Genomic DNA, 5505 nt, shown 5'->3' on the forward strand with positions numbered 1-5505 from the left:
CGGAGCCTAGGAACTCCGCTCGCTGCTTACTGGCTCGTTTTCTTTTGGGTTAGCCCCAATTCCTAACACCCTCTAAACATAAACTAGCTGATGAGCGACTTCTGCGTGTTGTCATCCGTGAGGTTGTCCCAGTTGTTGGCCACGCCCAGCATCAGCGCGGCGCGGTCGTTGAAGCTGTAACCCACCTTCAGGCCCAGGTGGTAGAAAGGGCCGTTATTAAAAAGGTTGGAAAGCGAGTAATTGTAGTTGAGCGGCGCGTCAATTACCGCGTAACCGATATGGGTGCCAAACTGCCCCACCGTAAAGCTCAGTTTCGGCGTGGCCCGGTACGTAAAGTAGGCCTGCTTAATGGCCGCCAACGTGCCATAGAGTGCTGATTAATAGGTATTTGTGAGCCAGTAGGAATTAAAGGCCCCGGTGGTGTTGCCAAAGTTGCCCAGCTCCGCATTCGGCTCAAACGTGAGGTCCACCACCACGTTCGACTCACGGTTGGAATAGGAAAACTTGGTTTGGACCAGGCCCCGCGCAAACTAGTTGGGCAGCCGGTCAAAAGCCCGGCCCCCCAGCTGGTACACGCCCAACAGGTTGCCCGATTTTGGCCGGTTGAAAGCCGTGAGGTAATAAGAGTCGATGTAGCCCGAAATGCTCAGCTTCCCGGTGTCGGTAGAGTCGGTTTGGGCCATTGCTAGCGCGGCCCCCCAGGTCAGGAGTGTAGAAAATATCGTTTTTCTCATGGTTTTCAGCAGTAGGATAAACAAGTTTTTTAGAAGAAAAAACGAGGTAAATGCAGCGATAGCGCAACCGTCAGGCAAGACCCGTCCTATGGGAAAACCTAGAAGTTTTATCGATAATGGCTATTATTTTGAGTGCAGAAGGGGGAATAAAAAGAGCAGAAAGACAAGACTACCTTAAAAAGGATAGTAAATATTGGAATGAGTGTTTCTGGTAAAAGCAATGGTACGTAGCATATTAACAAGTCTAAGTTGTCTGATTTATTAAATTTTATAATCCTGGTTAATGTAATAAGTAAGAAAATTAAAGCTACTATAAAACATGTTCTAAAGTCATCTCAACACTTTTGGTTACCTTCGGCTAGAGATAAAGGAGTAGTTAAGGTGGAAAAAAGTGGTGTTAAGGCAATGTGTCCATATTAGTGGTTGAAGCTGGGTTGTCTCTTTTTATAGCTGTTAGTAGTAAAAAGGTGTTCATAAGAAGGTGGTAACCGGCCAAATAGGTAGATTTTTCCCAAAATCACCCTCTTTTCGGTAGCAGTTTCCTATAAAATATATTTTCTCCCTACCTTTGTAGGAGTTTCTTTCCTATTCCATTTTCTGCTTGCCAGTATGGCCATTCTTCGCTTTAAAGCTCTCGAACTCGTTGACCACCGTCAGGCGCTGACGGTAAAGCCTTTCGCTAGCCGCCGCTCTGACTCGTTCGGCCAAAATGTGTTTAACCTGGAAGCGATGCGGGCTAATATGCCCGGTGAGTACTTCAAGAAGCTGCAAACGGCCATCAAGCACAGCACGCCCGTTGAGCGCAACGTGGCCGATGCCGTAGCCTCGGCCATGAAAACCTGGGCCATGGCTAAGGGAGCTACTCACTATACCCACTGGTTTCAGCCCCTCACCGGGGCCACCGCCGAGAAGCACGACTCCTTCTTCGACCTCAACTCCGACGGCCGGCCGATTGAAAACTTCAAGGGCTCGGCGCTGGTGCAGCAGGAGCCCGATGCCTCGTCGTTCCCCAACGGCGGCATCCGCAACACGTTTGAGGCCCGTGGCTACACCGCCTGGGACCCCACCTCGCCCGCTTTCATCATTGAAACGGCAGGGGCCAAAACGCTCTGCATTCCCACAATTTTTGTGGCCTACACCGGTGAGGCGCTCGACTATAAAGCGCCGTTGCTCAAGTCGTTGGCCGTGCTCGAAAAGGCGGCCCTCGACGTGTGCCAGTACTTCGATAAAGACGTGCAGCGCGTGAACACCACGCTCGGCATCGAGCAGGAATACTTCCTGGTAGACAAGGCGCTGTACGACGCCCGCCCCGACCTCGTGATGACCGGCCGCACCCTGTTTGGCCACGCCCCGGCCAAGGGTCAGCAGCTGGAAGACCATTACTTCGGCTCGATTCCGCCCCGCGTGCACGCCTTCATGTTTGACTTCGAGGAAGAAGCCAACGCGCTGGGCATTCCGCTGCGCACCCGCCACAACGAGGTAGCGCCCAACCAGTATGAGTGCGCACCCACCTTCGAAGACGCCAACCTGGCCATCGACCACAACCAGCTGCTGATGGATGTGATGGACCGCGTGGCCCTGAAGCACAACTTCAAAGTGCTGCTGCACGAGAAGCCGTACGCCGGCGTCAACGGCTCGGGTAAGCACAACAACTGGGCAATGAGCACCGATACCGGCGTGAACCTGCTCGCCCCCGGCCGCCGCCCCAAGGAGAACCTGCAATTCCTGGCTTTCTTCATCACGACGGTGAAGGCCGTGCACCGCTACGGCGACTTGCTGCGCGCCAGCATTGCCTCGGCTAGCAACGACCACCGCCTCGGGGCCAACGAAGCGCCGCCCGCCATCATGTCGGTGTTTTTAGGCTCGATGCTCGACGGCGTGCTCGACGAGCTGGAGCGCACCGCCAAGCTGCCGCTTGACAAGGGCGACAACATTTACCTGAAGCTGGGTATTGATAAAATCCCGGCTATCCTGCTCGACAACACCGACCGTAACCGCACCTCGCCGTTTGCCTTCACTGGCAATAAATTCGAGCTGCGCGCCGTCGGCTCGTCGGCCAACTGCTCGTCGGCCATGACCGCCCTCAACGCCATGGTGGCCGACCAGCTCATCGATTTCAAGCAAGAAGTAGACGAGCTGATTGCCCAGGGCAAAAAGAAGGAAGTGGCCATTGTGGATGTGCTGCGCAGCTACGTTATCACCTCCAAAGACATTCGCTTTGAAGGCAATGGCTACTCGGACGAGTGGAAAGACGAGGCGGCCCGCCGCGGCCTGGCCAACGTGCCCACCACGCCGCTGGCCCTCGACGCCATGGTGCGCGAAGATGCCGCCGAGCTGTTTGCCCGCCACGGCATCCTGTCGCAGATAGAGCTGCATGCCCGCCACGAAATCTTGCTGGAAGACTACACCAAGAAGATTCAGATTGAGAGCCGCGTGCTCGGCGACCTGGCCGTGAACCACGTGATTCCCACGGCGCTGGCTTATCAGAACAAGCTCGTGCAAAACGTGCGCGGCCTGCGCGACCTCGGCCTCGATGACGAGAACAGCGAAGTGACGGTGGAAATGATTAAATCCATCTCGCGCTACGTATCTACCATCAAAAAGACGGTAGATGCCATGACCGAAGCCCGTAAGGTGGCCAATAAGATTGAAGATGCCCGCGAGCGTGCCATTGCGTACTGCGACGAGGTAAAGGAAAAATTCGCGGCAATTCGCCGCGCGGCCGACAAGCTCGAACTGCTTGTGGCTGATGAGGACTGGCCCCTGGTGAAGTACCGCGAACTTTTGTTCCGGCACTAGCCCCTGGGTTGGAGCCACGGACCAGCGCTGGGTGGGAATTCTCGCTGCGTCCGGGTTTGGAAAGGGTCGTGCCGGGTGGCGCGGCCTTTTTTTGTGCCTATACTTTTCTGACTGGCTAAAATTGCCCCCTGAATACTATAAACGAAGATTCTGACAACCAGCCCCAATCAGCTCCAGTCAGCGTTTACACTAGTTTGCCACTGTTTTTGCTACTGATTTAGGCCGCTTTAGGCAGGCGCCGGGCCGTCTGGCGGTAGGAGTCGAGCAGCTCCTGACGGTTGATGCCCAGGTACACGTTGAACTGGCTCTCCGTCTGGTGGCCGGTGGCCAGCATCACCAGCGAATTGGGCACGCCCTGGTAGACCTTGAGCGTGGCGTAGGTTTTGCGCCCGGTGTGCATGCCGAGCTTGAGGCGGGTGCGCCCCGAGAGGTGCGCCACGTGGGGCAGGTATAACCACGGGTCGCGCACGAAAGGCAGGCAGGTGGCCAGCTGCAGCGGCGCGTACTTGGTAAGCAACGCTACCGGCCGGAACACGTCGTCGTAGAGGTAGGGGATGAGGCCCGTGATGGTGGTTTTGTGGAGCAGCTTCTTAAGCAGGCGCTGCTCGGGGAAGACGTGCTGCCAGCCCAGCTCCTGGGCGTCGCCGTGGCGCAGGCTGGTGTAGGCGCAGAGCAGAAACACGTCGCGCGTCTACTCGGCGCGCTGCACGTGGTCGGCGGTGGTAAGCGCCCCGGCCTTCACGGGCGGGCGGCTCGGGGAAGATACCGGACAGGTAGGTGAGCACGGCGGGCGAAGCGAAGTCGAGGGCGGCCACGCGCAGCAGCTCGGCCTGGGTTAGCGCGTCGATGCCCACGTAGCTGGGGGCAAGGCGCAGGGTTTTGCGAAACCGGGGCGGCACGGGCAAGTCCTGGCCCTCGGCCCAGAACAGGAAGGAGCGCAGGCGCTTGACGTAGGTGTTGAAGGTGCGCGGGCTGCGGCCGGCTACGCCCAGCATGTAGTTGCGCAGCCCGTCGTAGAAGGCCTTGGTAAGCCCCTCGAAGCTGAGGGGCTGGCGGCGATGAGTAGCGAAGGCGGCCAGCTCCTTGCGCACGGCCCGGTGGGTTCAGATGGTGTCGGGCGAGAGCAGGCGCCCGGTGCGCACCGATACCTTTTGCTCCTCCTCGGCAATCCACTGGTCGAAGTAGTCGAGAAAGGTGAGGATAATCTTGGGCGGCGGGGGCAACGGGGCCTGGCCAGTGCGGGCGGCCACGAGCGCGGCCACGTGCTGGGCAATGCCGGCGCGCAGTTGGTCTTTACTTAGGGGCGCGCCCTGGGCGGCGCGGTGCAGGGCTTGTTTTTAACGCGCTGGCGCTTGGCGTCCCAGTGCTTGGGCAGGCACTTCTCCCCGGCGCCCACCCGCAGGCGCTGGCCGTCCCAGTAGTAGGTAAGCTGAATTTGGGCCTGGCCGCTCTTGGTGAGCTGGCCCAGGCGCAGTTGGCAGGTTACTTCCAAATCCCTGCAAGGTAAAAGAGCTAGTTCGTAAGTATGTAATTACGATTAAAGCTTATACATTGCAGCAAGTTTTGGGTCAAATGGTTAAGTGTAGGTTTAGGTAGTTTATATCAATTTGTGAAAAAGAAGGATTTTTCGGCTGGGGCTCCATTCTTAGGGTATTTGTATCAAGCGCAGTATGCGCTTTATGCACTGTTGCGTGAGCGACGCCCAGAGGCAAAGTTGGTTATTGAGGGACTAGACGACGTTGTGATAGAACACAATAATGATGTAATGTTGATGCAGCTTAAGCATCAGCTAGAAGTAAAAGGACAAGCTAATTTAACTGCCTCTAGCCCAGCCCTGTGGCACACGCTTTACATTTGGGCTGTGCGCTTGAAGAATGGAGAGTGGCAGCCTGGTGATACTAAGAGGCTATCCAAATAGGCAATTATACCAAGTGATTCGAGCGCAGGCAAAATGGAGCATGGCGAGGTAGTT

8 protein-coding genes are annotated in these 5505 nt (G+C 56.6%); 2 read left to right on the forward strand and 6 right to left on the reverse strand.

Annotated features, from left to right (window positions below):
• Window positions 1–83: 83 nt before the first annotated feature.
• On the reverse strand, window positions 84–359 hold the full coding sequence (locus ACYVGC_RS24830; protein ID WP_460586544.1) for a porin family protein: 276 nt from the start codon (window positions 357–359) through the stop codon (window positions 84–86).
• 171 nt (window positions 360–530) lie between these two features.
• Window positions 531–734 carry a hypothetical protein gene (locus tag ACYVGC_RS24835; RefSeq protein WP_460586545.1) on the reverse strand — a complete coding sequence of 68 codons (204 nt, stop codon included), beginning with the start codon at window positions 732–734 and terminating at the stop codon, window positions 531–533.
• A gap of 609 nt (window positions 735–1343) precedes the next feature.
• On the opposite strand from ACYVGC_RS24835, the gene ACYVGC_RS24840 reads away from it, so the two are divergent.
• Window positions 1344–3533 carry a glutamine synthetase III family protein gene (locus tag ACYVGC_RS24840; protein ID WP_460586546.1) on the forward strand — a complete coding sequence of 730 codons (2190 nt, stop codon included), beginning with the start codon at window positions 1344–1346 and terminating at the stop codon, window positions 3531–3533.
• 217 nt (window positions 3534–3750) lie between these two features.
• On the opposite strand, the gene ACYVGC_RS24845 is transcribed toward ACYVGC_RS24840, so the two are convergent.
• Genes ACYVGC_RS24845 through ACYVGC_RS24860 form a run of 4 tightly spaced genes read right to left on the reverse strand, consistent with a single transcriptional unit; the run spans window position 3751 to window position 5025 of the window.
• Window positions 3751–4215, reverse strand: a complete 465-nt coding sequence (locus tag ACYVGC_RS24845; protein ID WP_460586547.1) for a site-specific integrase — start codon at window positions 4213–4215, stop codon at window positions 3751–3753.
• Window positions 4124–4624: a hypothetical protein gene (locus ACYVGC_RS24850; protein ID WP_460586548.1), complete on the reverse strand. Its 501-nt coding sequence runs from the start codon at window positions 4622–4624 to the stop codon at window positions 4124–4126. The genes ACYVGC_RS24845 and ACYVGC_RS24850 overlap by 92 nt, the downstream gene beginning before the upstream one ends.
• A gap of 12 nt (window positions 4625–4636) precedes the next feature.
• Window positions 4637–4795, reverse strand: coding sequence for a hypothetical protein (locus ACYVGC_RS24855; protein ID WP_460586549.1), 159 nt, complete (start codon window positions 4793–4795; stop codon window positions 4637–4639).
• Window positions 4796–4830: 35 nt separating this feature from the next.
• Window positions 4831–5025, reverse strand: coding sequence for an Arm DNA-binding domain-containing protein (locus tag ACYVGC_RS24860; RefSeq protein WP_460586550.1), 195 nt, complete (start codon window positions 5023–5025; stop codon window positions 4831–4833).
• 117 nt (window positions 5026–5142) lie between these two features.
• Here ACYVGC_RS24860 and ACYVGC_RS24865 point away from each other — a divergent pair, with 117 nt between their 5' ends.
• Complete coding sequence (locus ACYVGC_RS24865; protein WP_460586551.1) at window positions 5143–5451, forward strand: hypothetical protein; 309 nt, start codon at window positions 5143–5145, stop codon at window positions 5449–5451.
• The last annotated feature ends 54 nt before the right edge of the window (window positions 5452–5505 follow it).

The sequence above is a fragment of the Hymenobacter arcticus genome (genome assembly GCF_054779975.1).